The following is a 26,676-nucleotide window of genomic DNA, read 5'->3' as shown; positions in this document are numbered from 1 at the left end:
ACGGCCCACAGGGACCGTGTTTACCTAGTCCACACATGGAAGATCGCTATGACCCTTTCAGAAATCGCGAACGGCAAGCTCGCCCCCCGTACCGGCATCAAGCTGGACAACATCTCAAAGCGTTTTGGCGACCACGTCGTCCTTGACGATGTGTCCCTGCACGTCGAGCCCGGGACGGTAACGGCGCTCATTGGCCCCTCCGGCGCCGGCAAGAGCACATTCCTTCGGTGCATCAACCTCCTGGAGCGGCCTGACTCCGGCACCATCCAGGTGGGCGAACACACCATTCAGCCGGGTAACGACGTCAATGCCCGGGACCTTGCCGCGCTGCGGCGCACGGTCGGCATGGTTTTTCAGTCCTTCAACCTTTTTCCGCACATGTCCGCGCTGAAGAACATCAGCTTTCCGCAGCAGAAGGTTCTTGGCCGCAGCAAGGAGGAAGCCGATGAGCGTTCGATGCAGTTGCTTGAGCGGGTGGGCCTGAAGGAGAAAGCGGGCGAGCATCCTGGCCGGTGCTCCGGAGGCCAGCAGCAGCGCATTGCCATCGCGCGGGCACTGGCCCTGGACCCGGGCATCATGCTCTTCGATGAACCGACTTCAGCCCTGGACCCCGAGGTGGGGCTTGAAGTCCTGGCCGTGATGCGCGAACTGGCAGCAGACGGGATGACGATGATCGTTGTAACCCACGAGATGCAGTTCGCCCGTGACGTCTCGGACACGCTTGTGGTGATGGCCGACTGCAAGATCATCGAGCAAGGCGACCCGCGGGCCATCATGAGCGATCCCCAGGAGGCCCGAACCCGCCGCTTCCTGCGCGCCGTGCTGGAGCGCTGACATGGATGCGCTCTCCGCCGTCCTGCAGGGGCTGCCCATGACCCTGGGGCTGACGCTGTCGGCATTCGCCATCGGCATGGTCGGTGCCGTTCCCCTCGCCATCGGACTGTCATCATCGAATTTGCCGGTGAGGCTGGCCTGCCGGCTCTTCGTTGATCTTGTCCGGGGAGTGCCCATCATCGTGTGGCTGTTCCTGCTCAAGTTCGGCATCCAGATCGGAACCTTCAAGTTCAACCCGGTCAGCGCGGCCATCGTCGGCCTCGGTATTGTCTCCGTGGCCTACCTGGCCGAGATTCTTCGCGGCGGTCTGCAGTCTGTCCCCCGCGGTCAGGGCGAGGCGTCACACGCCCTGGGGCTGGCCCCGGCGGCCGCGTTCTTCGGTGTGCAGGCCCCGCAGGCTTTCCGCATCGTATCCCCGTCCATCGCCACCTACCTGACCGGCCTGCTCAAGGACTCCTCGATCGCCTCCACGATCATCGTCACCGAGATGGTGTTCCAGTCCCAGGCCTTCGCACGCCAGCACCCCACGGTCGAGGGGATCCTGCCCTACATCATCGTGGGCGTCCTCTACATCGTGCTTAGCCTGCCGGTCGCCTATCTGTCCCGTCGACTCGACTCCCGCATGAGGAAGGCCATCTACGCATGACTTGGCTTACAGAATGGGTGGGCTACCTCCCGCAGATGATGTCCGGCCTCGGCGTCAGCCTCCTCATCGCAGGCATCTCAATCCTCTTCGGCTATCCGCTGGGTCTGGGCCTCAGCCTCATGGTGACCGCCAAGAACCTGGCCGTCCGCACTCTCGGACTCGCCGTCGTCGAGATCGGCCGCGGCGCACCGGCCCTGGTGATCCTCTACCTCTTCTACTACGGCCTGCCGAAGTTCGGGATCGCATTCGAGAGCATCACAGCAGCATGCCTCGCCCTCACCTGGAACTCGGCCGCGTACTCGAGCGAGATCATGCGAGCAGGCCTCCGGTCCGTGGCCCGCGGACAGCGGGAGGCCTCCAACGCCCTGGGCCTGTCGCAACGCGACACCTTCTTCCGGGTCATTATGCCGCAAGGCATGCGCTCGGCGATCCCCGGACTGATGGGCGTCGCAATCCAGGTATTCCAAGGCACGTCGCTCGCTTACGGCATCGCCGTCCCCGAATTGATGAAGACGGCCTACAACATCGGCAGCCAGGACTTCAACTACCTGCAAATCTTCACCCTCGCTGGCCTCTGCTACGCCGTCATCTCGATGCCGGCCACGTGGATCACCGTCTTCTTCGAGAAGCGCATGGGCCGCCACACCTGACCGTTCCACCCCACGTTCCACCCCACTTACTCAGCACCATCCCCAACACACCCAGGAGAAATCATGAAAACGCACCCCCTCAAGAGCGCCGGCATCCTGACTGCCACCGCGATCACCGTCGGCCTCGCACTAACGGCGTGCGGCGGATCCACGAATGCGAGCACATCGTCGTGCACACCCCAGCATTCGGGAATCCAGACCGTCGCCCCGGGCAAGCTCACGGTGGGCGTCATCGATATCCCGCCGTTCAGCAGCTACAACAGCGGCAAGCCCAACGGCATCGACATCGCAATCGTCAACAAGATCGCCAAGGACGAGTGCCTCGAACCGGCCTACCAACAGGCCACCTACGCGGATGCCGTGCAGTCCATTTCCGGTGCCAACATCGACCTGGCAGTCGGCACGATCGACGCAACCGAGAAGCGCCTCAAGGCCGTTGACTTCTCCGCCTCCACATATCTGGACGGCATGGGCATCACCTCGAAGACCGGCGCCACCACCGTCACGGACCTTGAGAAGATGAACAAGGTGGGCACGATCGACGGCTACTTGTGGGTTGAAGACCTCAAGAAGATTCTGGGCGACAAGCTTGTCACCTACCCGAGCAGTGTTGAGCTCAAGGCCGACTTCGACGCCGGCCGCCTCGACGCGGACGTCGACGCCTATGGTGTGCAGGTGCTCCAGTTCAAGGATGTCGCCGGCGTCAAGGTGGCGCTCGCGAACGAGAAGCCGGACCCTCGGGTCGGGGCAATCGCCAACGCACCCGAGGCCGCTTTCCCGATGACCAAGGGCAACAATAGCCTGCGCGAAGCGCTCGACGCCGGCATCACCGCACAGCGCGGGGATGGGACCATCACCAAGCTCCTGACCGACGCCGGCCTGTCCGAGGGGCTCGGGAAGGTTGCCTCGAAGCAGTACGTCGTTCCCGCAAGCTGACCCCAACGACCGACCCAGAGTGCCGGGCTTCGGCCCGGCACCATATTTAGACCACCTGTGCAATGTCACATGGTAAATTAGGCTGTGAGGCATCTCACGGCAACGCAATGACGGCGCCGCGTGTGCCCCACGAAAGGACATCATCATGACAGAATCCCGCAAGCCCTGGCACGGCGTACTCGTCGCGACAGCACTCCCGTTCCAGGACGACCTGAGCGTCGACTACGACGCCTATGCCGAGCACGTCCGGTTCCTGGCCAATGCAGGCTGCGACGGCGTGGCCCCCAACGGCTCCCTGGGCGAATACCAGACCCTGAGCGATGAAGAGCGCGCCCGCGTCATCACGACGGCGGTCGAGGCGGCGCCCGAGGGCTTCACCGTCATGGCAGGAGTGGGCGCCTACGGGGGGCTGCAGACGCTGAAGTGGGCGGAGCAGGCCGCCGAGGCCGGAGCCAGCGCACTGATGCTGCTCCCTCCGAACGCCTACCGGGCCAACGACGACGAGGTGGTGGAACACTACCGCCGCGCTGCCGCCGTCGGGCTGCCCATCGTGGCATACAACAACCCCATCGACACCAAGGTGGACCTGACCCCGCAGCTCATTGCCCGCCTTCACGGCGAAGGCCTCATTGTCGGCGTCAAGGAATTCACCGGCGATGTGCGCCGCGCCTACGAAATCAAGGAGCTGGCCCCCGAGGTCGATCTGCTCATCGGCACCGACGACACCGTAGTCGAGATGGGCCTGGCCGGAGCCGTCGGCTGGGTGTCCGGCTACCCCAACGCAATTCCGGAGTCCACCCTCGAGCTCTACCGGCTCTCCACCTCGGGCGACGTCTCGGATCTGGAGCGCGCCCGTGAGATCTACCGTGATCTGCACTCCCTGCTGCGTTGGGACAGCAAGACCGAATTCGTCCAGGCCATCAAGCTGTCCATGGACGTCGTGGGCCTGCGCGGTGGCGTCTGCCGCCCGCCGCGCGGACCGCTCAGCGCAGCGGTGCGCGACGCCGTCGTCCGCGACACCGAGGCGGCCCTCGCCAAGGGCTACAAGTAACCTACCAACCATCGATTGCTCCGTAAGTGCCCTTATGCGCCTCCAAAAGGGCACTTCCGGAGCAGTCGATGAAAAAGAAGAAGGAGTACCCGATGAGAACCAACCGCATTTTCCACGCCGTGGACTCGCATACCGAGGGCATGCCCACGCGCGTCATCACGGGCGGCATCGGGACGATCCCCGGCGCCACCATGGCGGAGCGCCGCCTGTGGTTCATGGAGCACAGCGATTGGATCCGCACCCTCCTCATGACCGAACCGCGCGGCCACGCTTCCATGAGCGGGGCAATCCTCCAACCGCCCACACGGCCGGATGCGGACTTCGGCGTCCTCTTCATTGAAGTGTCCGGGCTCCTGCCCATGTGCGGGCACGGCACCATCGGCGTCGCGACCGTGCTGGTGGAGACCGGAATGGTCGAGGTGGTCGAGCCGGTCACGACGGTGCGGCTGGACACGCCGGCCGGCCTGGTGATCGCCGAAGTATCCGTCGAGGACGGGAGGGCGGCGTCGGTCACGCTGCGCAACGTCCCCTCCTTCGTGGACCGGCTCGATGCCACGGTGGAAGTCCCCGGCTTCGGCACCGTCGCCTATGACCTGGCCTTCGGCGGGAACTTCTACGCGATCGTAGACCTCGAGAGCCTGGGACTGCCCTTTGAGCGCTCGCGCAAGGATGACATCCTCAAGGCCGGCCTCGCGATCATGGACGCTGTTAACGCCGCGGACGAGCCCGTGCACCCCGAGCGCGCCGACATCCGTGGCTGCCACCACGTCTACCTCAAGGCCCCAGGCTCCACCGCCGAGCACTCCCGCCACGCCATGGCCATCCATCCCGGCTGGTTCGACCGCTCACCATGCGGCACCGGCACCAGCGCCAGAATGGCTCAACTGCACGCCCGCGGCGAGCTTGCCCTGGGCGCCGACTTCGTCAACGAGTCCTACATCGGTTCGCGCTTCACCGGCAGGCTGATCGAGGAGACCGAGGTGGCCGGCCGGCCGGCCGTTGTCCCAACAGTGACAGGCAGTGCATGGCTGACCGGCACGGCGCAGTACTTCCTCGATCCCACCGATCCTTTCCCCTCGGGGTTTCTGCTGTGAGCCTTCCCTACTTTGATGCGGCGGCCGTTCGCACGGCCGCCCCGTGGACGACGGCGATCGCGGCCCTGGAGCGCGCCCTCCGGAACGGCGTGAATCCGGAGGAGGACAGTCCGAGGCTCTTCAGCCCGGCCCCGGGCGGGGAGTTTCTCCTCATGCCGGCGGTCGGCCACAGCTACAGCGGCATCAAGGCCCTCACCGTTGCCCCGGGCAACCCCGCGCGCGGACTGGAGAAGATCCAAGGCGTCTATGTCCTCGTCGACTCCGGCACCCTGGCGCCGCTGGCCGTGATGGACGGCAACGAACTCACCGCAGTCCGCACGCCTGCCACCACGCTCCTGGCCATAAAACACATCCTGGGCGCAGCGCCCGGCGGCGCCCCCGCGGCTCCCCGGGTGCTCGTGTTCGGCGCCGGAACCCAGGCACTCAACCACGTTCGCGCGGCGCACGCGGTCATCCCCGAGGCAAAGTTTTCAGTCGTCGGCCAGCGCCCCGAGCGCGTGCGGACGCTCATCGCGCAGCTGGCCACCGAGGACATCGAGCTCCGCCCGGGAACCGTCGCAGAGGTGCCCGACGCGGACATCGTGCTCTGCGCGACCTCCTCGCGCACTCCGCTCTTCGACGGCAACCTGGTGGCCCCCGGAGCCGTGGTCGCCGCGGTGGGCCAGCACGGACTTGACGCGCGCGAGGTTGACGCCGCACTCGTGCGCCGCAGCGACGTCGTCGTGGAGGGACGCGCCTCGGCCTGGCGCGAGGCCGGGGACCTTATCCCGGCCCGAACCGTCCCGGAGTGGGAAGAGATCCGTCCCGCCAACCTTCAAGACCTGGTCACCGGACGGTTCAATCGCACGCCCGGCCGCCCCTGCCTGTACGCCGGTGTTGGCATGGCATGGGAAGACCTCGTCACGGCCGCCGTGGTGTATGAAGGAGGCACCAAACCATGAAGACCGCACAAGGAGTTCTCACCGTGTCAGTCAACAACGAACTCCCGATAGCACCGCTCGGCCGCCAGTACAGCCTGCGCGAATCCGTCACAGAGTCTCTGCGCACCGCCATCATCGCCGGCACGCTCAAGGAAGGCACCCTGTACTCGGCGCCCGCCCTGGCCGCGGCCTTCGGCGTCTCGGCCACGCCCGTGCGGGAAGCCATGATGGACCTGACCCGCGAAGGCCTGGTCGAGACGATGAAGAACAAGGGATTCCGCATCACCAGCATGAGCGACCGTGAGCTCGACGAGCTCTCGGAGATCCGGCTGCTCCTTGAGCCTCCCGTGATGGCCGACATTGCCGGGACCGTCCCGCCCGCAGGCATCACCACACTTCGCTCGATGGCAGACGCCATCGTCAACGCAGCGCGTGAGGGGGACCTGGCCTCATACCTGGCCGCCGACCGCGATTTCCACGCCGAGCTTCTGCGCTACACCGGCAACAACCAACTCGTTGAGCTCGCGACCAGTCTTCGCGCACGCACCCGGATGTACGGTCTCAAAACGCTGAGCGAGAGCGACCGCCTGGCCGACTCGGCCCAAGAACACCACGAGTTGCTCAACCTCATTGAATCCGGCGACGGACCGGCGGCACGCGAGCTCATGCGCCGCCACATCGGCCACGCCCGCGGCCTCTGGGCCACCGGCGAGCACGAAAAACCAGACCAGGAGCAACAGCCATGAACGCAGCCAGCGACGTACTCGTCATTGGCGCCGGAGTGGTCGGTGCGGCCACCGCGTACTTCGCCGCGCAGCAGGGCCTGACCGTCACAGTCCTGGACAAGGGCCTGCCGGCCAGCGGCACATCCTCCGCAGGCGAGGGGAACATTCTGGTCTCGGATAAGGAACTGGGACCCGAACTCGAACTGACACGCTACTCCTTGGGGGTATGGCACGGAGACCTCAGCGAACACAAGAAGCTGTGGGAATTTGAGTCCAAGGGCGGGATCATCGTGGCCTCCAGAGAGAGCAGCCTCGCTTCCCTTCACCGCGTCATGGCCGTCCAGACCGGTTACGGCGTCGCCGTCGAGGAGCTCGACCGGGACGCGCTCCGGGAAGCAGAGCCGCATATTTCCCCCGAGGCCCTTGGTGGGGCCAGCTACCCTGAGGACTGCCAGGTCCAGCCGATGCTCGTCGCGGCGCACCTGGTCCGACTCGCAGCCGAGGCGGGGGCCCGCTTCTTGGCCGAGACGCCCGTGACGGGTTTCCTGCGCAGCGGCGACCGCGTGACCGGTGTGCGGACCCCTCGAGGGGATTTCTCCGCCGGCGCCGTCGTGAACTGCACCGGCACCTGGGCGGGCGAACTCGCCGCACTGGCCGGCGTCAACGTACCGGTCCTGCCCAGACGGGGCTTCGTCTTGGTCACCGAGCCGCTCCCGCCGATGGTCCACCACAAGGTCTACGCGGCGGAATACATCGAAAACGTCGGCAGTTCAGACGCCGGGCTGCAGGCCTCGCCGGTGGTTGAGAGCACCCCCGGAGGAACCATCCTGATCGGCTCGACGCGGGAGCGCGTGGGCTTTGACCGCTCGGTGAGCACCAGCGCACTGCGCCTGCTTGCCCGCAACGCGACCGCCCTCTTCCCTTTTCTTGAGGACGTCAAGGCCATCCGCCACTACCACGGCTTCCGCCCATACTGCCCGGACCACCTGCCGGTGATCGGACACGATGAGCGCGCCCCGGGGCTATGGCACGCCGCCGGGCACGAGGGCGCCGGCATCGGCCTGTCCGCCGGAACCGGCAAGCTTCTGGCCCAGGCCCTGGCCGGCCAGTCCCCGGATCTGGACCTTTCCCCCTTCGCGCCGGCCCGCTTCGGCTTGGCGGCTGATCCCACCCCGACACATCACCAGGAGGCTACCGCATGAGCACCCAGGCACACGGCGCGGCAGAGACGCCCGGCGGGTCCACCGATGAACTGACCCTCCGCTTCGACGGCCGCCCGCTCAAGGCTGCACCCGGCCAGAGCGTCGGCGCCGCCCTGGCGGCCCATGGCATCACCGCCTGGCGGAGCACGCGCAAGGGAGAGAGGCCTCGCGGGTTATTCTGCGGAATCGGCGTGTGCTTCGACTGCCTCGTCACCGCCAACGGCGCGGCCAACCAGCGCGCGTGCCTCGTTGAAGTAAGCGATGGCATGCAGATTGACGGCTCGTACCCTCATGCCGAGGGAGGCCGGCCGTGAGCCCCGGCGAGGTTGGCAGCCTCGTAAAGGCTGACGTAGCCGTCGTGGGCGCCGGACCCGCCGGCCTGGCCGCGGCCGTCGCGGCCGCCGAGGCAGGGGCCCTGGTCGCAGTTGTGGACGCCGGCGCCCAGCCGGGCGGGCAGTTCTGGCGCCATCGCCCCGAGACCGTAGTGCCGGAGCCGGACGGTGCCGGGCACCATGGCTGGCGCCATTACGTTGACCTCCGTGCCCGCTTCGATGCGGCGCGCCGCCGTGGGCAAATCACCTACCTTCCCGGCCTCCAGGTCTGGATGCCGGAGAAGAACGACGCCGGCTTCACCCTGCGCACGACACCAACGGTGGCCGGGGCAAGATCCGAAAACGCCGCCGGCAACGCCCCAGCGGGCCCTGGCGCCGGCAACGCCCCAGCGGGCCCTGGCGCCGGGCGGACCGTCGTCGCGCGCCGTCTCGTGCTGTGCCCGGGAGGCTACGACCGGCAGCTGCCGGTCCCCGGCTGGGAGCTGCCCGGGGTCATGGCCGCCGGAGGCATCCAGGCCTTCCTGAAAGGAAACGGAACACTGCCAGGTCGCAGATTCGTCGTCGCCGGCACCGGCCCGTTCCTGCTCCCGGTGGCGGCCGGAATCGCGGAAGCCGGCGGACACGTCCTTGCTGTGTTCGAGTCCTCCTCCCCGACAGCATGGCTGCCGCATCTGCGCGCGGCCGCCGGAGTTCCCGAGAAGGCCCTTGAAGGGGCCGAGTACGCAGCAGTGTTCGCCCGGCACCGGATCCCGTACCGCACCCGCAGCATCGTCACCGAGATCCTCGGCCAGGACCGTGCATCAGGCGTGCGGACGGCCAAGGTCGATGCCGACGGCAGGGTCCGTCCGGGCACCGAACGCGTCTACGACGACGTCGATGTGGTCGGCTTTGGCTGGGGCTTCACCCCCCAGATGGAACTGCCCGTAGCCCTCGGGGCCGATACCAGGCTCGACGCCGACGGCTCCCTTGTCGGCATCGTCGATGAGCGCCAGGAGTCCAGCATCCCCGGCCTGTTCCTGGCGGGGGAAATCACCGGCGTCGGAGGGGCATCCCTGGCCGTAATTGAGGGTCTCACGGCAGGCGCGGCGGCAGCCCGGGAGCCCGGCGCGGGGGCCTACGCCGAACCGTCCCGCGCCGCACCGACCCGCGCCGCACCGTCCCGCGCCGCACGGCATCGGCGCTTCGCCGAGGCCATGCACCGGGCCCACCCGGTGCCCGCCGCTTGGCAGGAATGGCTCACACCCGACACCACCGTGTGCAGGTGCGAGGAGGTCACGGCCGGCCAGCTCACCGAGGCCCGGGAAACGCTTGAGGCTCGCGACAGCCGCAGCCTGAAATCCTTCACCCGTGCCGGCATGGGCTGGTGCCAGGGCAGGGTCTGCGGTTTCGCAGCAGCCTGCCTGGCCGCCGGGCCGGGCGCTTCAGCCTCCGCCCAGTCCCTGAACGACTCAGCCAAGAGACCGCTCGGCGCGCCCGTCAGCATCGGCGAACTCGCCTCCCTCGACATTGCAGCCAGCTGAACCCCGTACCGCTGACCCCGTCCCGGAAGGACAACGCACACATGACCGCGACCGCCCCCGCCATAGTAGAGCCCACCACTGATGCCGAACTTGAGTCGCTCCTCGCCGCCGCGCATACGGCCGCCGCGCCGCTCGCGGCCTTGCGCCCGGACGAGCGCGCCACGCTGCTCGAGAGCGTGGCGGACGCCCTCGACGCAGCGGCAGACCAGCTGATCCCGGTGGCCGAACGCGAGACCAACCTGCCGGAGGCCCGCCTCCGGGGCGAACTGAAGCGCACCACCTTCCAACTGCGCCTCTTCGGAGAGGTGCTCCGGGATGGCACCTACCTGGACGCCCGTGTGGACCACTCCGACGCCGACTGGCCCATGGGCGCACCACGGCCAGACCTGCGCCGCATGCTGGTTCCCCTGGGCCCGGTCCTCGTGTTCGCAGCCAGCAACTTTCCCTTCGCGTTCTCGGTGGCAGGCGGCGACACCGCCTCCGCCCTTGCCGCGGGCAGCCCTGTGCTGCTCAAGGCCCATTCCGGGCACCCGGGCCTCTCCCGGATGACCGGTGAAGTGGTCACAACCGCCCTCGGCGCGGCCGGAGCACCAGAGGGAACCTTCGCTCTGATCACCGGTACCGCCGCCGGCTCCGCGGCGTTGCGGGACCCCCGGGTCAAAGCCGGAGCCTTCACCGGCTCCATCCCCGGCGGACGGGCACTCTTCGACATCGCCAGCTCCCGGCCCGAACCGATCCCCTTCTTCGGCGAGCTGGGCAGCAACAACCCGGCATTCGTCACCGAGGCCGCAGCCGCGGAGCGTGGCGCGGAGATCGCCGAAGGGTTCCTTGGGTCCTTCACCCTGGGGGCCGGGCAGTTCTGCACCAAGCCCGGCATGCTGTTCGTCCCGGCCGGCTCGGGCGTCGTGGAGGCGCTGCGCAATGCCACCCTGCCGCCTGCCGCTCCGCTGCTCAACGAACGGATCCAGTCCGGCTACACCGCGGTGCTCGCTGGCCTGCAGGCCAACCCCCGCATCGACGTCCTGGCCCAGGGCCCGGCACCTCTGGCCGCCCCTCCCGGCCCCACCCTCCTGCTCACCACGGCCGCGGACGTGCTTGCTGAGCCGCAAACGCTCCAGACAGAATGCTTCGGCCCGGCGGCCGTCGTAGTGGTCTACGACGACGAGTCCCAACTCCCGGAACTCGCCGAGACCTTCGAGGGGCAGCTGACCGCCACGATCCAGGGCACGGAATCGTGCAATATCGCAGACCTGGTAGAAGTCCTCGCCCGCAAGGCCGGCCGCGTGGTCTGGAACCAGTGGCCCACAGGCGTCTCGGTCACCTACGCCCAGCAGCACGGCGGTCCCTACCCGGCGACGACTGCTGTTGGCAGTACTTCCGTCGGCACGGCAGCGATCGAACGCTTCCTCCGACCGGTCGCGTACCAGGGCTTCCCGCAGCACCTGCTGCCCGACGCCCTGCGGGAGGAAAACCCGCTCGGACTGCCGCGCCTCGTAGACGGCCGCCGGAACGGGTAGCCGCACCAAGCCACTAACGCGAAAAGGAACTGAACTGATGGTTGCTTCAAACTGGCTGCACGCGGCCGCCTCGCACCTTGTGCGCTCGCACCTTGTCCGCTGGCGACGCCTCGATGGCGATGATCCCTTCTGGTGGATACTCGCCGGCGGGACGCACGTTCCGGGATTCGGTGCCCATACAGGAAACAGCCATCCCGTGCAGGCACCTGGGAGATATTGAGCACCGGGTTCAAAGCACCGGGTTCAACCAGCGCAAAACGAACAATTCGCTACAACAAAAAGTACGCCATAAATGCGGGGAGGTGCTTCCTGTGCCCCGCATTGAGGTGGAGATGGGAAACAAAACTCGTATGACTTCAACAGACGCCACCGCCGTCCGTTCCATGCCGGCACCCCTTGGGACGGACCCCCGCCTGCCCCGGCTGGCAAACATCCCGGCGTTCGCCGAGTACATGAGCCAGGGATGGGGCACCCCGGACCGGACGCCGCGCGTCGTGGCCGGTGCTGCAGCAGCGGCCGGGGAGCACCGGGCCCGGGCATCCGAGGCGTTCCGCGGCCAGACCCTGGTCATCGGCGCCGGAACGGCCCCCGTGCGCAGCAATGACACATACTACGACTTCCGCCCGGACTCCGATTTTTACTGGCTGACCGGTGCCCCGATTGACGGCGCGGTCCTGGTCATGGCGCCGTCGGCCGCCGGGCACGACTCCGCGCTCTACATCCCGGCACCTTTTTATGCCGACAACCCCGAGTTCTTCACAAATGCCGCCCAGGGGGAGATGTGGGTTGGCTCGGCACCCGACTTTTCCGACTGGGCCGAAGCCTTGGCGCTGCCCGTGAAGCCGCTGGCCGAGCTCGACGCCGGCATCACCGCGGCCATGCGGCCCGGGTCCGCCACCCTGGGTGCCGGCATCCTGCCTGCCGGGCTTGCCGCCCGCCACGGCATCGACGCCGGTGCCGTGCTGGGCAGGGAGCTCTCTACCTTGCGCATGGTGAAGGATCCATGGGAGATCGCCCAGCTGCGCGAGGCCGTGGACCACACTGTTGAAGGTTTTGCGGCCGTGCTGGCCGAGGTGCCGACGGCCATTTCCGGCCGCGGCGAACGCTGGCTGCAGGGCACCTTTGACCGGCACGCCCGCGCCTACGGCAATGGCGTCGGCTACGCCACCATTGTGGGCAGTGGAAAGCACGCCCCCACGCTGCACTGGGTGCGGTGTGACGGCCCCGTCCTGGAGGACCAGGTCCTGCTGCTGGACATGGGTGTGGAAACCAACAGTTTCTACACTGCAGACGTCACGCGCACGTTCCCGGGCTCCGGTACCTTCAGCCCCATCCAGCGGCAGGTCCACGACCTCGTGGAAAAGTCGCACCGGGCCGGGCTGGCCCAGGTGGGGCCGGGCAAGTACTTCGCCGACTTCCATCAAGCCTGCATGGAGGTCATTGCCAACGGCCTGCACGACTGGGGCCTGCTGCCGGTCTCCGTGGACGAGGCGCTGTCCCCGAAAGGCCAGCACCACCGCCGCTACCTGGTGTGCGGGGTGGGCCACCACCTGGGCCTGGATTGCCACGACTGTGCGCAGTCCAGCTACGAAAGCTACCAGGGTGCTGCGATGGTGCCGGGCATGGTGCTGACGGTGGAGCCGGGGCTGTACTTCCACGAACACGACCTCACCGTGCCGCCGGAACTGCGCGGAATCGGTGTCCGGCTGGAGGACGATATTGTGGTCACTTCCGCGGGCTCCGACGTCATCTCCGACGCCCTGCCGCTGGATGCCGCCGGCATAGAGGCATGGATGAAGTGGGCACAGCAAACCCCAGGTTCACGGTAACTCTGCAACACAAGGAAGACCCACGTGCCGGCCGCTACTCCCCCGCCTGTTACTCCCCGCCGGTTATTCCCCCGCCGGCGGCGGGGCGCAGGGTCGCGAGCAGCTGGTCGATCACGCCGGCGTCCTCGATCGTGGACGGCACCACGTAGTCGTCGCCGTCGGCGATCTGGCGCATGGTCTTGCGCAGGATCTTTCCCGAACGGGTCTTGGGCAGGGCCTCCACCACGGTGACGTGCTTGAAGTCCGCCACCGCCCCGATGTCGCGCCGGACCAGGGCAATGAGTTCCTTGGCCAGAATCTCTTCGGGCACGTCCACGCCGGACTTGAGCACCACGTAGCCGCTGGGCCGCTGCCCCTTGAGCGGGTCGGCGAGACCGATCACGGCGCATTCGGCCACCGACGGATGCTGCCCGATCACCTGTTCCATCGCACCGGTGGACAGCCGGTGTCCGGCCACGTTGATGATGTCGTCCGTGCGGCCCATGACGAAGACGTAGCCGTCCTCGTCCCGGTAGCCGGAGTCGCCGGTGGCGTAGTAGCCCTCAAATGCCTGCAGGTAGGACGAAATGTAGCGGTCGTCGTTGCGCCAGAGCGTGGTCAGCGTGCCCGGCGGCAGCGGCAGTCCCAGGACGATGTTGCCTTCCGTGCCGGCCTCCACGTCCGCGCCGGTGCCGTCGACGACGTCGAGCCGGAAGCCGGGCATCGGGACGCTGGGCGAGCCGGCCTTGATCGGCAGCCCGTCAAGGCCGCGGGGGTTGGCGCAGATGGCCCAGCCGGTTTCGGTCTGCCACCAGTGGTCCACCACCGGGACGCCCAGGACCCGGGAGGCCCAGTGGAACGTGTCCGTGTCCAGCCGCTCGCCGGCCGCGAAGAGGGTGCGGAGGCTGGAAATGTCATAGCCTTCCAGGAGCTTCGCCTCGGGGTCGGCTTTCCGGATGGCACGCAGCGCGGTGGGCGCGGTGAACAGCACGTTCACCTTATGGTCCTGGACCACCCGCCAGAACGCACCGGCGTCGGGGGTCCCCACCGGCTTTCCCTCGTACAGGACGGTGGTGGCGCCGGCCAGCAGCGGCCCGTAGACGATGTAGGAATGCCCCACCACCCAGCCGACATCGGAGGCGGTCCACATGACGTCCCCCGGGCCGACGTCGTAGATGTTTTCCAGGGTCCAGCTGAGCGCCACGGCATGGCCGCCGTTGTCCCGCACGACGCCCTTCGGCGCGCCGGTGGTTCCGGAGGTATAGAGGATGTACAGCGGATCCGTGGCCGTGACGTCGACCGGTGCGGCCGGCTCGGCGGCAGCCATCTCGGTGTCCCAGTCCAGCCAGCCGGGATGCCCGGCCACAGTGGAGGCGAAGCCTTCCCTGGCCTTGACCAGCACCGGGGTGTCCGGCGTTCCGGCCAGTTCCAGGGCCTCGGCGACGGCGGGCAGGTATTCGATCCGGCGTGATGGCTCGAGGCCGCCGGACGCCGTCACCACCGCGGCGGGGGCGGCGTCCCGGATGCGGGCGGCGAGTTCCTTGGGGGCGAAGCCGCCGAAGACCACGGAGTGCACGGCGCCGAGCCGGGCGGTTGCCAGCATCGCGATCACCGCTTCGGGGATCATCGGCATGTAAATCACCACGCGGTCGCCCTTGCCCACGCCGTGGCTGCGCAGGACCCCGGCGAAGCGGGCCACCAGCTCCGTGAGCTCGGCATAGCTGTACCGCTGCTGGGTTCCCAGCATGGCGGAGTCGTAGATCAGGGCGTCCTGTGCGCCCCGGCCTTCCGCCACATGGCGGTCCAGGGCGTTGTAGGAAGTGTTCAGGATCCCGTCCGGAAACCAGCCGTAGAGCGGTGCCCGGCTGGAATCCAGCGCCCGCCGCGGCGGCGCCGACCAGGAGATCTTCCCTGCGGCTTCCAGCCAGAATGCTTCAGGCTTTTCCAGGCTGCGTTCGTAACTGTTCCGGTAGCTCTTGGTGACCACGAAATGAATCCCGTCCACGACGTTGTGATGGAGCTCATGGTAGCCCGGCCCCGGCGGGCAGCACAAGGGCTTGTGTATACACGGCTAGCGCTTTACGGCCAGATATCGGCGAATTACTGGCCAAATGGCCCTTGCGTGTATACACTGTTTTTGGTCCACCACTGAGAGCCCAGCACTGAAGGAGGCAGGATGCGCGCCAGCGACAAGGCCTACGCGGCCCTCCGCGACGACATCATTGAATGGCGTCTCCTTCCCGGAACGGTGCTTGCCGAAGTTGAGCAGTCCGAACGGCTCGGCATCTCGCGCACCCCGCTGCGGGAGGCCCTGAGCCGGCTCACCGCAGAGGGCCTGACGACGACGGCGGGCGGCCGCGGCGTCGTCGTCACCGACATTTCGCTGGAGGACATCGATGAGCTGTTCGAGCTGCGCGATACCCTGGAAGGGAAGGCCGCCGCCCTGGCCGCCGAACGCGGCGACCGCGCCACCTTTGAGCAGCTGCGGAACGAACTGCTCCAGGCCCCCGCCTTGATCAACGGCGAGGATCCGGCCCGGCACGACTACTACGGGCTCGTCGGAAGGCTGGACGCGGAGATCGACGCCGCGATCTCCAACTCCTACCTGGCCCAGGCGATGCGCAGCCTGCGCGTGCACCTGGTCCGGGTCCGCCGGCTCGCGGCCGACGACGCGGCCCGGCTCACCGCGGCCGCCGCCGAACACGCGGCCATTGCCGAGGCGATCGCGGCCGGCAACCCCCGGCTGGCCGAAGCCGCCACCACGCTCCATCTGCACCGCAGCCTTTCCCACGTCAAAGCCACGCACATACCTCACTAAAAGGAGCACCATGGTTAAGGAACACCACGTCCGCGTTTACAAGAGCGAGGAAAACCTGGCCCGCGAGGACCAGCTCGCCTACAAGATCGCCAAGGTGGCCGCGGATCCCGTGGCCGTCACCGACGAGGTCACCGACATGGTGATCAACCGCGTCATCGACAACGCCTCGGTGGCCATCGCCTCGCTGAAACGTGCACCGATCGTCGCCGCCCGCGCGCAGGCGCTGACACACGGCCCCACCACCGGCGGCAAGGGCTCGAAGGTCTTCGGCATCGAAGAGCGGGTGGCCCCCGAATGGGCGGCCTGGGCCAACGGCGTCGCGGTCCGTGAACTCGACTACCACGACACCTTCCTCGCCGCGGACTACTCGCACCCGGGTGACAACATCCCGCCGATCCTCGCCGTGGCCCAGCACGTCGGCTCCTCCGGCAAGGACCTCATCCGCGGCATCGCCACCGGCTACGAGATCCAGGTCAACCTGGTCAAGGCCATCTGCCTGCACGAACACAAGATCGACCACGTCGCCCACCTCGGCCCCTCCGCCGCCGCCGGCATCGGCACCCTGCTGGGGCTCGACGTCGAGACCATCTTCCAGTCCATCGGCCAGGCCCTGCACACCACCACCGCCACCCGGCAGTCCCGCAAGGGCGAGATCTCCACCTGGAAGGCCCACGCCCCGGCGTTTGCCGGCAAGATGGCCGTCGAATCCGCGGACCGTGCCATGCGCGGCCAGACCTCCCCGGTGCCGATCTATGAAGGCGAAGACGGCGTCATCGCCTGGATGCTTGACGGCCCCGACGCCAACTACACCGTGCCGCTGCCCGAAGCCGGCGAAGCCAAGCGCGCCATCCTGGACACCTACACCAAGGAACACTCCGCCGAATACCAGGCGCAGGCCTGGATCGACCTCGCCCGCAAGCTGCACGGCGAGCATCCTGAGCTGAAGGACCCCGCCAACGTGGAGTCGGTGCTGATCAAGACCAGCCACCACACCCACTACGTGATCGGCTCCGGCGCCAACGATCCGCAAAAGTACAGCCCCACGGCCAGCCGCGAAACGCTGGACCACTCTATCCCGTACATCTTCACCGTCGCGCTGCAGGACGGCGCCTGGCACCACGTCGATTCCTACGCCCCCGAACGCGCGGCGCGTCCGGACACCGTGGAACTCTGGCACAAGGTCACCACGGTCGAGGACCCGGAATGGACCCGGCGCTACCACTCCCTCGACATCGCCGAGAAGGCCTTCGGCGGTTCCGTGGAGATCACGCTCAAGGACGGCACCGTCGTCACCGATGAGATCGCCGTCGCCGACGCGCACCCGCTGGGCGCCCGGCCGTTCGCCCGGGAACAGTACGTCAACAAGTTCCGCACCCTCGCCGCCGGCCTCGTGGCCGACGAAGAAATCGAACGCTTCCTCGCCGCCGCCGCCAGGCTGCCCGAACTCGCCGCCGGTGAACTGGACCAGCTGAACATCCAGGCGGCCGACGGCGTGATCGATTCCGCCGCCGCACCGAAGGGGCTCTTCTGATGCTGTACTCGAAGGTCACGCCGGAGCAGAAGCGGCTCCGCTTCCGCGAGCTCCTGGCCTCCGGAACCATCCAGCAGTTCCCGGGCGCGTTCAACCCGCTCTCGGCACGGCTGATCGAGGAGAAGGGCTTCGCCGGGGTCTACATTTCCGGCGCCGTCCTGGCCAACGACCTCGGCCTGCCGGACATCGGCCTCACCACCCTCACCGAGGTCGCCACCCGCGCCGGGCAGATCGCCCGGATGACGGACCTGCCCAGCATTGTCGACGCCGACACCGGCTTCGGGGAGCCGATGAACGTGGCCCGCAGCGTGCAGGAACTCGAGAACGCCGGCCTGGCTGGCTGCCACATCGAGGACCAGTTCAACCCGAAGCGCTGCGGCCACCTGGACGGCAAGAACGTGGTGGACCTGGACACCGCCACCAAGCGCATCCGCGCGGCGGCCGACGCACGGCGTGACCCCAACTTCCTGATCATGGCACGGACCGACATCCGCGCCACCGACGGGCTGCAGGCCACCCAGGACCGGGCGCGGGCGCTCGTCGACGCAGGGGCGGACGCCATCTTCCCCGAGGCGATGAAGGACCTCAGCGAGTTCCAGGCGATCCGCGACGCCGTCGACGTGCCGATCCTGGCCAACATGACCGAATTCGGCCAGAGTGCACTGTTCACGGTGGAGCAGCTGGCCGGCGTCGGGGTCAACATGATCATTTATCCGGTGACGCTGCTCCGTAGTGCCATGGGCGCTGCGGAGCGTACTCTGGAATCGATTAGGGCCGACGGAACGCAAGAGGCACAGGTTGGAAACATGCTGACCCGTGCGCGTTTGTATGACCTTGTGGACTATGAGGCCTACAACCGCTTTGACACCGGGGTCTTCAATTTCCAGATCCCCGGTAAGTGATCCCCGCATCCAATTTCCGGCTCCGGCCGGCACACAGGCGACAGGAACAAAGGAGTTTCAGCATGGCTGAACAAGACATCAAAAAGGGCCTCGCCGGCGTCGTAGTGGACTACACCGCGGTGTCCAAGGTAAACCCGGACACGAATTCGCTGCTCTACCGTGGCTACCCCGTGCAGGAGCTGGCCGCCAGGTGCAGCTTCGAGGAAGTTGCCTACCTGCTGTGGAACGGCGAGCTGCCCACCCCGGAGCAACTGGCGGAATTCTCGGCCAGGGAACGCGCCGGACGTGCGCTTGACCCGGTGGTCAAACAGGTGATCGACGCCCTGCCCATCACCTCGCACCCGATGGATGTCTGCCGGACGGCGGCCTCCGTGATGGGTGCCCGGCACTCCCTCGCAGAGGACTCCTCCCGCGAGGCCAACCTGGCCAAGGCCATTGATCTGTTCGCGGCAATGCCCGCCGTGGTCGCCTACGACCAGCGCCGCCGTCACGGCCAGGACGTGGTGGAACCCCGCGAGGATCTGGGTTACGACGCCAACTTCCTCTGGATGACGTTCGGCGAGGAGTCCGTCCCCGAAGTAGTCGACGCATTCAATGTCTCCATGATTTTGTACGCCGAGCACTCCTTCAATGCCTCGACTTTCACGGCGCGGGTGATCACGTCCACGCTCTCGGATCTTCATTCGGCCGTGACCGGTGCCATCGGTGCACTCAAGGGCTCGCTGCATGGTGGAGCGAACGAGGCCGTCATGCACACCTTCGACGAGATCGGCATCCGGCCGGAGGAGTCACTGGAGGAGGCAGCCACCCGGGCCAAGGCCTGGATGGAAAACGCCCTGACCCAGAAGAAGAAGGTCATGGGCTTCGGCCACCGCGTCTACAAGCACGGCGACTCCCGCGTGCCCACCATGAAGTCCGCCCTGGACAAGATGATCGCGCACTACGGCCGCCCCGAACTGCTGGGCCTGTACAACGGGCTGGAAGCGGCGATGGACGAGGCCAAGGCGATCAAGCCGAACCTCGATTATCCGACCGGTCCCACCTACCACCTCATGGGTTTCGACACCGCGACCTTCACTCCCCTGTTTGTCGCCAGCCGCATCACCGGCTGGACCGCGCACATCATGGAGCAGCTGGACGCGAACTCGCTGATCCGTCCGCTGAGCGAATACAACGGCGTCGAGGAACGGCACGTGCCGTAGCAACAGGGCCGCTGAACGGACGACACCGCTGAACGCACGACGGCGGGCCGGTCACCTGGACGAGGTGGCCGGCCCGCCGTCGTATGTCCCAACCGAGGCCACGGTCTCGTTGTCATCGTTCAGGACCACCACGATATCGAGCATCTCACCTGCCAGCGCCGCCGGCAGCCAGTGATCGGCATCCTGCCACATGCGGTCAACCGGGAGGGACGCCGTGTCGAACCACTCCGGGGCGATCTCCGCGCTCTCGGATGGCTCGCCCTGCCAGCTGCGGGTAATGAAGAGACGTGTGGACATGTCCCACTCCGGCCGCGCGGGAAACCGGAACTCCACCACGCCCGCGTCGCTCAGGTCCGCCAGCCGAACGGTCACGCCGGCTTCTTCGTCGACCTCCCGGCAGGCTGCCTCGGCATCGCTCTCGCCGGGCTCAACGTGGCCTCCGAGTCCCACGATCTTGCCTTTGCCGAATCCGGTCTTTTTCAGGCCCAGCAGAACCTCAGTTCCGCCGTCGGGCGTATCCCGAAGCAGGAAGCACAGCGTGACGGGGGCGGAGGTCATGAGTCCAAGACTAGCGTGGCAGGGGCCCCGCACCGCTGCCCCCATTCGCGTGGGTCTGGCCCCCGAGGGCGTGCGCCGCGGCCATCGAGGAGAGGTCCTCTGGACCGACGTCTACCTCGATCGGTCTCCGCCCTACGATTGGAGCGTCACATCAGGCGACGTGGCATTCGTTCCGGTCCATGCACCGATCCAATTGGCAAGGAGATCATGATGCCCGGAGAGCAAATCGGGGAATTCAACGGACAAACCATCAGCACGCGGGTTCTGGAAGACATTGGTCTCGGTCCGCGCAGCGAAGTGACCGATCATCAGGTCGGCACGCTCTGCGGTGTCCAAGTTGACATCACGGTCACCTACCTCGGCACGATTCGTCCCAGCGGCACGGTCGCCGGCATCGGAAACGGTTTTGTCGTCACCGCAAGCGGGCAGACTGCGACCTTCACCGGCAGCGGCGTTGGTAGATTCACCGGTCCGGGCCAACTCACCTGGCGGGGTGCATTGTTCTACGAAACCACCTCCGACGAGTTGAGTAGCCTCAACGGGATCGCGGTCTTGTTCGAGTACCAGGTGGCCGACGGCAAGTCCGAAGGCCGCCTGTTCGAGTGGAAGTAGCGCTGCACACTCGGAAATCGACGCAGTAGGGCCCGGATTCCCGCGGCGGAGCAGCTGGCCGCCTGGGGACAGCGCCTCGGCTTTCCGACGGTGAAGTCCGACGTCGACGGTGCCGATCGGGGACAGCGGCAGTGGAGCTCGGTGCTGCCCCGGAGGGGCGTCACGGACCTTGAAATGCAAGTGACCTGCCTGACCCCCGAACGCTTCGAGTTCGAGGACGGCGCCAGCGGCTGGGCCCGGAACACAGCCCACCAGCGCAGCCATGGCACTAGGGGCCGCCCTCTGCCCTCCGAGGGTTGGACTTACGCCCCGGGAACTTCCATCTCGACCTGTGTGCAGAGGACTTCGAACATTCCGTGCAGACGACTTCGAAAAATGACAAACGACGCGGCGGCCGATTCTCGATTCGCAGCCTTCCCGGAATCCTTCGTTATCGAGAACGCCAAGTAGTGCCGGTCACTGGCCTTCCCGGACGCCCGCGACAGCCTGGACGGCACGGCGGACCTCGATCGGGGCGTCGGAACCCGTCAGGAAGCCAATCCTGCCGACCGACCGTTACGATTTCGGGTTACCCCGCACCGCCGCGCAGGTGCTGAACATCGCCTATCTGAACCCGAAGGGTTCTTCCCCGACGTAGTCAACGGATCCATCAACAGAAGTCTCGGCCATCGACCTGCCCCCAGACCGCATCATCCACCGCAACAGTTAGCAGCGTGCCTGATCCCCGGATGGATCTGTCGGCGTGAAGTTCGCTCTCAGCCCTTCGAACTCGGTGCCATGGGCGCGGCCGTCCTTTCCCGGGCGATTTGCGTGGGGCGATGAGCCAGGAAGAACGAATGAATAGCAGGTAAATTCGTCCTCTTTTGTGGAAGGACGACGATGCTTAGCCCGCCGTCGCCCGATCTGTCGTCCGGCGGCGGGTGTGGTCAGTGGCTGGGGTCCGGGCCGGGGCTGATGGCGTGACCGAGGATGTGGGTGACTGGTGGTGCCAGCGGGTGGCCGGAGAAGCCGAACCGCTGGCGGTCCTGGACGCGGAATCCGGCGGCGGTGATGGCCTGCAGGGTGTCCCGGTTGGGGTGGCAGCCCCCGGCCATGTGCTGCCAGGCGGGGGTCAGCAGGTCCTGGGCTGCGGCGAGGATGCGGTGGCCGGAGCGGACGTGTTCGTAGAAGGCCAGCGTTCCGCCGGGCCGCAGGACCCTCTGGATTTCGGCCAGGACCGTGGCCTGGTCGGCGACGCTGCACAGGACGAGGCTGGTGACCACAGCGTCGGCGCTGGCGTCGGGGGCCGGGATCCGTTCGGCGGCTCCCGGCACGACCCGGACGGGAACCGGGGCGGACGCCGACCTGCCCCGCGCCAGGCTTCTGAGGTAGTCGTCGGGTTCCAGGGCCAGGACGTCCGTGACCGCGTCGGGGTAGAGCTCGAACGTGGAGCCGTCGCCGACGCCGATTTCGATGACACGACCGTGCAGGCCGGCAAGCAGGCTGCGCCGGTGTTCGGTGCCGCCGCGGCGGTTCATCCCGGCGACCGCCCGGGCGTAGGCACGCGCAAATCGGGGGTGTGCTGCAGTTCCGCGGGGCCCGCCGGGTCCTGGCCGGTCATCGCGGGGCATCCGCGGTACTGGAGGCCGGCGCGACGCGGAGGCCGGAGTCGTCGGCGATGCCGGCCATTTCCGGGCCGGTGCTGGGCTGGACCGCACCCCGGGGGCCGATGGCCTCGACGGCAGTGTGCCGGGACCGGGTCCCACGGCGGATCGCGACGTTGCAGGGCGGCAGCGGCCGGGTGCAGGGATCCGCGGTTATCGGCCGGCGGGCGAGCGTCGGGTTGCAGACGGCCCGGATCAGGTAGTCCCCTACCTGGGCCGCTGCCTCGTCCCCGGGCTGGGCGGCAAGGGCCGCTTGGATGTCGATTTCGGTCAGGATCCCGGGTTCTTCCCTGGCCGGGGCGGCACGGGTCTGTGCGGCCGCCTGGTTGGGTGGGATCCGGACAGGCCGGCTGTCTCCGCAGGGCATGTGGTGCTCCTAGCTCGGTATACGGGGCGCTGGTCCAGTTACTACAGTGTCGGCCCAACCCGTGTCCGTCAATGGCGGCCCCCGCGCGTGAGGGCGGTGGCGGTGTTAGGGGACGGGTTCGCCGGCCTGACGCAGGACTTATCCGCTCACTCACCCTCGAGGCTCCGGTAGAGGCGGGGCTGGTTTGCTGGTTGTGGCATGGGTCCGCCGTCCGGGTGTTCAGCTGACCCGTGCGAGGAATGAGACGCTCATGACACCGTATTTCGCGGCCGCGGCGCGGGCGCTGTCGGACAGGAATTCGTACTGGTTCCTCCTCAGTTGTTCAAGGACGAACCCGCTGTCAGTGATCGCCTGTTGGTAGGTATCGGTCTGGGCGGCGCCGCCGATGCAGGCGGCCCACAGGTCGGCATTGCAGACGATCTGTGGGGTAAGTTGCCTTTCGGTGACGATGTCGGTGATGGCGAGGCGTCCGCCGGGGCGCAGAACGCGTGCCGCTTCACGGAAGACCGCTGATTTGTCCGGGGAGAGGTTGATGACGCCGTTCGAGATGACGCAGTCGAAGCTTGCATCCGTGAAGGGGAGTTCTTCGATGTGGCCCTGGGTGAACGTGACCTGGGGAAAGTCCGCCGATTTCCGGAGGCCTTCGGCCTTCGCGTTCTGCTCCTCGGTCATGTCCAGGCCGACCACCCGCCCGCGGGGGCCCACCTTGACGGCTGCGACGAAGGCGTCCATGCCGGAGCCGGAGCCCAAGTCAAGGACTTCTTCGCCCTGGTTCAGGTCTGCCAGATCGAAGCTGTATCCCACGCCGGCGAAGGACTCGATGGCCCCGGCGGGGATCAGGTCGAACAACGCGAGAGGGTAGCCCAGCCGTTCGGCGAGGCTGCGCCCCATGGGGAAGTGGTAGCGGCCGGCGGGGTTCTGGGCGACCGCCCGGTAGATCTGCTTGACTTTGGTCTCAAGCTCGGCGCGGTCGATGGTTGCGGCCTCGGATGGTGTGCTCATGTCGTTGCCGGCGCTTCAAACGACTTCGAGGGTGGTTTCGACCGGGACCGGGTTGGCCAGGCAGTCACGGACCGGGGAGCTGTCCTGAACGTACTGGCATAGTGACTTCAGTTGCTCAACGGTGGCGTTCGGGCTCGAGACCCGGGCCCGCGCACGGATCGCCGTGAAGCCCGGCCGCGGGCCTGAGAGCCCCAGGAATTTCCCGACATCCAGGTCCCCTTCAACCTGCATCTGCAATGAGGCGATCTCGATGCCCTGGGCCGCCGCATTCGCGACATAGCCGACCGCGTAGCAAAAGCCCAGAGCCTGCAGGAGAAGCTCGACGGCATTGGGACCCGCGTTGTTTCCCAGGAGCACGGGAGGCTCATCCCCCTCCAGGGTAAAGCTCTGGCTCCGGCCGGTGTCGTCAACACCGGCGTGGGTGAATCCGTGGATCTGCCCGACGTTGTGCGTGCCTTCGCTCCAGGTGCTGGTGGCACTGAAGGTGAAGCTGCCCTGTACGGGATCTGATTCGATCGCCTTGATCGTCTCCAGCAGACGGTCGACGTCGATGCCGTTGCGGACGGTAGCTGTGGTACCCATTGCACTGCGCCTCTTTCCGGTAGTACCCGGGCATTCATCCCGGACAGATCGTTCAAGCAAATGCTTGAATACTTGAATAGCACACCCGGACCGTGTATCTTGTCAAGTACCTACTTGAATTCAGTCGAAGCGAGGGGAAAGCATATGGGTGACAGGGCGGCAAAGGACGCATTGTTCGACGCACTCGCCTCCGTGGCCAAGGTGCTGGGCAGCGGCCGCCGGGCCGAGATCGTGGACGTTCTCGCCCAGGGCGAACGCGCCGTCGACGAGATCGCGGAGGAGATCGGGCAAAGCGTCGCGAACACCTCGCAGCACCTCCAGCACCTGCTGCGGTCCGGGCTGGTGCTTTCGCGCCGGGACGGCACCCGGATCTACTATCGCCTCAGCGGGCCCGGGGTGGCCCAGCTCTGGGCGGCCGTCCGCCTTGTGGCTTCGGATCATGTGGCAAAGCTCAACGAGCTGGCGGCCGCGTACCTCGGAGACCGGTCGGCGCTGAGCACCCTGACCCGGACCGAGCTGAGGGACCGGATGGCGGGAGGCGACATCGTCGTGCTCGACGTCCGGCCCGAGCCTGAATTCCGGTCCGGGCATATCGCAGGCGCGGTCTCGGTCCCGGTGAAGGAGCTGGCGGAGCGGCTGCGGGAGCTTCCGGATGGCCACACCGTCGCCGCCTACTGCCGTGGCCCGTACTGCGTGTTTGCCGACGACGCCGTGAGGACGTTGCGCCGGCACGGCATCCCCGCCGTCAGGCTCGAGGACGGGTATCCCGAGTGGGAAGCGGCGGGCCTTCCGGTAGAGACAAATGTGTCAGAAACGCCTGCGCGCGGCGCCGTTAACCTGACCGAGACGGCGTAGGTCCAGGCTGTGCAGCAGATCCCGGAGGTCCTGGTCCGGTCTTACTCCGTCTCCCCGCAGCGCCGCCAGGCGCTGTATCGGCGCACGCTCGTCGTCGTGATCCTCTCCCAGGTCTTCGGAGGCGCAGGCCTCGCGGCCGGCGTCACCGTGGGGGCGCTCCTGGCCCAGCAGATGCTCGGAACCGCCGGTCTGGCGGGCATGCCAGCGGCACTTTTCACCCTCGGCTCGGCCGGAGCTGCCTTCCTCGTCGGTCGCATTTCCCAGCGTCGCGGCCGCCGGACCGGGCTGACCGCAGGATTCATCGCCGGCGGCATCGGCGCCGCCGGTGTGGTCCTGGCAGCAGTCATGAACAACGTGGTCCTGCTATTCATCGCCCTTCTTGTTTACGGGGCAGGTACGGCGACGAATCTGCAGGCGCGGTACGCGGGAACCGATCTCGCTCCGCCGCAGCGCCGCGCCACAGCGGTCAGCCTGGCCATGGTCTCCACCACCCTAGGGGCAGTCGCCGGCCCGAACCTGGTCACCCCGATGGGCGCCGTCGCCACAGCCCTGGGGATCCCGGCCCTGGCCGGACCGTTCCTGCTCGCCGCGGCCGCCTACACCGTGGCCGGTCTGGTGCTGTTTGTCTGGCTCCGCCCCGACCCGCTCCTGCTGGCCACCGCGATCAGTGCCCAGGACAGGTCAGAGGCTGCAGCGGCGGGGGACGTAGCGCCGGCATCGGAAAGCCACCGGAACGGCCGCGGCGTCACCGTCGGCACCGCGGTCATGGTCCTGACCCAGGTCGCGATGGTCGCCATCATGACCATGACCCCGGTCCACATGCAGGCGCACGGGCACGGTCTCACCGACGTCGGGCTGGTGATCGGCATCCACATCGGTTTCATGTTCCTGCCCTCGCTCGTAACGGGCGTCCTGGTCGATAGAATCGGCCGGTTCCCCATGGCGATCGCCGCCGGTGTGACCCTGCTGGCAGCCGGGATCGTCGCGGCCACGGCCCCGGCGGAGTCCATGACGCAGCTGATGATCGCCCTCGCGTTGCTGGGCCTGGGTTGGAACTTCGGGCTCATCAGCGGCACCGCCCTCATTGTTGACGCGACCCCGCTCGAATCGCGGGCCAGGACGCAGGGGTCCGTTGATGTTCTGATCGCCCTGGCCGGCGCCAGCGGCGGGGCCCTGTCCGGGATGGTCGTCGCCGGCACCAGCTACGCCATCCTGTCCCTGGCCGGAGGAATCCTGTCGCTCCTGCTGGTCCCGGTCGTGATCTGGTCACAGCGCACCGCCCGCACAGTGGGGTGAACCCGTGCACCGGAGCAGCAAGCAAGCCCGGGGCCTCGCGGTGAGCGCCGAAGCACCCCGGCGGAGAGAGAGC

26 protein-coding genes are annotated in these 26,676 nt (G+C 67.3%); 20 read left to right on the top strand and 6 right to left on the bottom strand.

Annotated features, from left to right (window positions below; genetic code table 11):
• Nucleotides 1–48 precede the first annotated feature (48 nt).
• The 13 genes from ABIB26_RS13620 to ABIB26_RS13560 all read left to right on the top strand — a co-directional run bounded on the left by ABIB26_RS13620 (nt 49) and on the right by ABIB26_RS13560 (nt 13,256).
• Nucleotides 49–834, top strand: coding sequence for an amino acid ABC transporter ATP-binding protein (locus tag ABIB26_RS13620; protein ID WP_354243912.1), 786 nt, complete (start codon nt 49–51; stop codon nt 832–834).
• Nucleotide 835: 1 nt separating this feature from the next.
• Entirely contained in the window at nt 836–1,480 is a 645-nt protein-coding gene (locus ABIB26_RS13615; RefSeq protein ID WP_354243909.1) for an amino acid ABC transporter permease, read from the top strand.
• Complete coding sequence (locus ABIB26_RS13610) at nt 1,477–2,130, top strand: amino acid ABC transporter permease (RefSeq protein WP_354243907.1); 654 nt, start codon at nt 1,477–1,479, stop codon at nt 2,128–2,130. The genes ABIB26_RS13615 and ABIB26_RS13610 overlap by 4 nt, the downstream gene beginning before the upstream one ends.
• Nucleotides 2,131–2,193: 63 nt before the next feature.
• Entirely contained in the window at nt 2,194–3,066 is an 873-nt protein-coding gene (locus ABIB26_RS13605) for a substrate-binding periplasmic protein (protein ID WP_354243905.1), read from the top strand.
• A 145-nt stretch (nt 3,067–3,211) separates the two neighbouring features.
• On the top strand, nt 3,212–4,117 hold the full coding sequence (locus ABIB26_RS13600) for a dihydrodipicolinate synthase family protein (protein ID WP_354243902.1): 906 nt from the start codon (nt 3,212–3,214) through the stop codon (nt 4,115–4,117).
• Between the two features lie 92 nt (nt 4,118–4,209).
• Complete coding sequence (locus tag ABIB26_RS13595) at nt 4,210–5,211, top strand: proline racemase family protein (RefSeq protein ID WP_354243899.1); 1,002 nt, start codon at nt 4,210–4,212, stop codon at nt 5,209–5,211.
• The gene (locus ABIB26_RS13590; RefSeq protein ID WP_354243897.1) at nt 5,208–6,152 is read left to right on the top strand and encodes an ornithine cyclodeaminase family protein; all 945 of its coding nucleotides are present in this window, start codon (nt 5,208–5,210) and stop codon (nt 6,150–6,152) included. Before ABIB26_RS13595 ends, ABIB26_RS13590 begins: the two co-directional genes overlap by 4 nt.
• On the top strand, nt 6,149–6,877 hold the full coding sequence (locus ABIB26_RS13585) for a GntR family transcriptional regulator (RefSeq protein ID WP_354243894.1): 729 nt from the start codon (nt 6,149–6,151) through the stop codon (nt 6,875–6,877). Before ABIB26_RS13590 ends, ABIB26_RS13585 begins: the two co-directional genes overlap by 4 nt.
• Nucleotides 6,874–8,058: an NAD(P)/FAD-dependent oxidoreductase gene (locus ABIB26_RS13580; RefSeq protein ID WP_354243891.1), complete on the top strand. Its 1,185-nt coding sequence runs from the start codon at nt 6,874–6,876 to the stop codon at nt 8,056–8,058. Before ABIB26_RS13585 ends, ABIB26_RS13580 begins: the two co-directional genes overlap by 4 nt.
• A complete protein-coding gene (locus tag ABIB26_RS13575; protein WP_354243888.1) occupies nt 8,055–8,372 on the top strand; it encodes a (2Fe-2S)-binding protein in 318 nt (105 codons plus the stop codon). The genes ABIB26_RS13580 and ABIB26_RS13575 overlap by 4 nt, the downstream gene beginning before the upstream one ends.
• Nucleotides 8,369–9,910, top strand: a complete 1,542-nt coding sequence (locus tag ABIB26_RS13570) for an FAD-dependent oxidoreductase (RefSeq protein WP_354243885.1) — start codon at nt 8,369–8,371, stop codon at nt 9,908–9,910. Before ABIB26_RS13575 ends, ABIB26_RS13570 begins: the two co-directional genes overlap by 4 nt.
• Nucleotides 9,911–9,951: 41 nt before the next feature.
• Nucleotides 9,952–11,427: an aldehyde dehydrogenase (NADP(+)) gene (locus ABIB26_RS13565; RefSeq protein WP_354243883.1), complete on the top strand. Its 1,476-nt coding sequence runs from the start codon at nt 9,952–9,954 to the stop codon at nt 11,425–11,427.
• Between the two features lie 350 nt (nt 11,428–11,777).
• Nucleotides 11,778–13,256: an aminopeptidase P family protein gene (locus ABIB26_RS13560; protein WP_354243881.1), complete on the top strand. Its 1,479-nt coding sequence runs from the start codon at nt 11,778–11,780 to the stop codon at nt 13,254–13,256.
• A 49-nt stretch (nt 13,257–13,305) separates the two neighbouring features.
• On the opposite strand, the gene ABIB26_RS13555 is transcribed toward ABIB26_RS13560, so the two are convergent.
• Complete coding sequence (locus tag ABIB26_RS13555; RefSeq protein WP_354243879.1) at nt 13,306–15,222, bottom strand: AMP-binding protein; 1,917 nt, start codon at nt 15,220–15,222, stop codon at nt 13,306–13,308.
• Between the two features lie 189 nt (nt 15,223–15,411).
• Here ABIB26_RS13555 and ABIB26_RS13550 point away from each other — a divergent pair, with 189 nt between their 5' ends.
• From ABIB26_RS13550 to ABIB26_RS13535, 4 genes are all read left to right on the top strand, one after another.
• Nucleotides 15,412–16,053: a GntR family transcriptional regulator gene (locus ABIB26_RS13550; protein ID WP_354243876.1), complete on the top strand. Its 642-nt coding sequence runs from the start codon at nt 15,412–15,414 to the stop codon at nt 16,051–16,053.
• Between the two features lie 10 nt (nt 16,054–16,063).
• Nucleotides 16,064–17,584 (top strand): MmgE/PrpD family protein, encoded by a 1,521-nt coding sequence (locus ABIB26_RS13545; RefSeq protein WP_354243873.1) that lies wholly within the window; start codon nt 16,064–16,066, stop codon nt 17,582–17,584.
• On the top strand, nt 17,584–18,486 hold the full coding sequence (gene prpB / locus ABIB26_RS13540) for a methylisocitrate lyase (protein ID WP_354243870.1): 903 nt from the start codon (nt 17,584–17,586) through the stop codon (nt 18,484–18,486). The genes ABIB26_RS13545 and prpB overlap by 1 nt, the downstream gene beginning before the upstream one ends.
• A gap of 62 nt (nt 18,487–18,548) precedes the next feature.
• Nucleotides 18,549–19,688 carry a bifunctional 2-methylcitrate synthase/citrate synthase gene (locus ABIB26_RS13535; protein ID WP_354243867.1) on the top strand — a complete coding sequence of 380 codons (1,140 nt, stop codon included), beginning with the start codon at nt 18,549–18,551 and terminating at the stop codon, nt 19,686–19,688.
• Between the two features lie 51 nt (nt 19,689–19,739).
• On the opposite strand, the gene ABIB26_RS13530 is transcribed toward ABIB26_RS13535, so the two are convergent.
• Complete coding sequence (locus ABIB26_RS13530; protein ID WP_354243864.1) at nt 19,740–20,246, bottom strand: 8-oxo-dGTP diphosphatase; 507 nt, start codon at nt 20,244–20,246, stop codon at nt 19,740–19,742.
• A 207-nt stretch (nt 20,247–20,453) separates the two neighbouring features.
• On the opposite strand from ABIB26_RS13530, the gene ABIB26_RS13525 reads away from it, so the two are divergent.
• A complete protein-coding gene (locus ABIB26_RS13525) occupies nt 20,454–20,858 on the top strand; it encodes a hypothetical protein (RefSeq protein WP_354243862.1) in 405 nt (134 codons plus the stop codon).
• A 926-nt stretch (nt 20,859–21,784) separates the two neighbouring features.
• Here the strand turns inward: ABIB26_RS13525 and ABIB26_RS13520 are convergent.
• From ABIB26_RS13520 to ABIB26_RS13505, 4 genes are all read right to left on the bottom strand, one after another.
• Nucleotides 21,785–22,468, bottom strand: coding sequence for a class I SAM-dependent methyltransferase (locus ABIB26_RS13520; protein ID WP_354243860.1), 684 nt, complete (start codon nt 22,466–22,468; stop codon nt 21,785–21,787).
• On the bottom strand, nt 22,455–22,868 hold the full coding sequence (locus tag ABIB26_RS13515) for a DUF302 domain-containing protein (RefSeq protein ID WP_354243857.1): 414 nt from the start codon (nt 22,866–22,868) through the stop codon (nt 22,455–22,457). The genes ABIB26_RS13520 and ABIB26_RS13515 overlap by 14 nt, the downstream gene beginning before the upstream one ends.
• A 219-nt stretch (nt 22,869–23,087) precedes the next feature.
• Nucleotides 23,088–23,870, bottom strand: a complete 783-nt coding sequence (locus tag ABIB26_RS13510) for a methyltransferase domain-containing protein (RefSeq protein ID WP_354243855.1) — start codon at nt 23,868–23,870, stop codon at nt 23,088–23,090.
• Nucleotides 23,871–23,885: 15 nt separating this feature from the next.
• Nucleotides 23,886–24,452, bottom strand: coding sequence for an OsmC family protein (locus tag ABIB26_RS13505; RefSeq protein WP_354243852.1), 567 nt, complete (start codon nt 24,450–24,452; stop codon nt 23,886–23,888).
• A 144-nt stretch (nt 24,453–24,596) separates the two neighbouring features.
• Between ABIB26_RS13505 and ABIB26_RS13500 the strand changes: the two genes are divergently transcribed.
• Nucleotides 24,597–25,307, top strand: coding sequence for an ArsR/SmtB family transcription factor (locus ABIB26_RS13500; RefSeq protein WP_354243850.1), 711 nt, complete (start codon nt 24,597–24,599; stop codon nt 25,305–25,307).
• Nucleotides 25,308–25,316: 9 nt separating this feature from the next.
• Nucleotides 25,317–26,603 carry an MFS transporter gene (locus tag ABIB26_RS13495; protein WP_354243847.1) on the top strand — a complete coding sequence of 429 codons (1,287 nt, stop codon included), beginning with the start codon at nt 25,317–25,319 and terminating at the stop codon, nt 26,601–26,603.
• The last annotated feature ends 73 nt before the right edge of the window (nt 26,604–26,676 follow it).

This window comes from Arthrobacter sp. UYEF20 (assembly GCF_040546335.1).
GTDB lineage: Bacteria > Actinomycetota > Actinomycetes > Actinomycetales > Micrococcaceae > Arthrobacter.
This window is presented reverse-complemented; position numbering and strand designations above follow the sequence as displayed.